The sequence below is a fragment of the Pyxidicoccus fallax genome, from assembly GCF_012933655.1.
Taxonomy (GTDB): Bacteria; Myxococcota; Myxococcia; order Myxococcales; family Myxococcaceae; genus Myxococcus; species Myxococcus fallax.
The window spans coordinates 1-885 of sequence record NZ_JABBJJ010000732.1 but is presented as its reverse complement, the minus strand read 5'-3'; the positions used below and the strand labels follow the sequence as shown (position 1 = coordinate 885).

Genomic DNA, 885 nt, shown 5'->3' with positions numbered 1-885 from the left:
GGGATGGCGAGCAGGCTTCGCATGGGGGGCATTCTGGATCGCCTCTCGGGCGGGGCTCCAGCCGAGGATGAAAGCGCCCGCGAGGGTGTTGGGGTGCTTGACACCGGGTCGCCGAGAGGAAGGATGGCGGCCATTCCGCAAGGGAGATTCTGATGCGACGTTGGGGGTGGGGCTGTGTGCTGGCGGCCATGCTGGTCGCCTGCAAGGGGGACAAGGCACAGGAGACCGTCCCGGACGCGGGTCCGGTGGAGACGGGACCGTCCGCCCTCACCGAGAAGGAACCCAACGAGCGGCCGGACCAATCGCTCGAAATCATCCGCGACAGCACGGTGACGGCCGAATTGACGGCCCAGCCGAACAAGGCGGACGAGGACTGGTACCGGCTGGCGCCCCCCGCTCCCCGCGTGGCGGACGTCACCGTGTCCGGGCTGCCCGGCGGCGACATCACCCTCGAGGTGTATGACCGCGACCGCAACCGGCTGGTCGCCATCAACAGCGAGGGCGAGGGCAAGCCGGAGCGCTTCCCCAACCTCTACGTCGAGGGCGAGCGCTGGGTCCGCGTGGTGCCCGCGCGCAAGGGCGTGGGCGGCGCCTACACGCTCGAGGTGCGGATGCGCCCCGCCAATGACGGCGAGGAGCGCGAGCCCAATGACCGGGCCGTGGACGCGCCGGCCCTGCCGCTCGGCCAGACGGTGACGGCCTTCCTGGGCCACGCCGGGGACGAGGACTGGTACCGAATCGAATTGCCCGAGCCCACCGCCCCGGGCGGCACGGAGGGCACCGCGCCCGAGGGCACCGCCCCGGTTCCGGGTGGCGAGGGTGCCACGCCCCCTCCGGGCTCCGAGAGCGGCGCCGCCCCGGGCACCCCGCCGCCCTCCCCTCAAG

General features: G+C 72.7%; 1 pseudogene. It reads left to right on the top strand.

What is annotated here, in order from left to right:
• Nucleotides 1–152: 152 nt before the first annotated feature.
• Nucleotides 153–885, top strand: a pseudogene (locus HG543_RS53865) (ABC transporter substrate-binding protein); the annotation flags it as partial.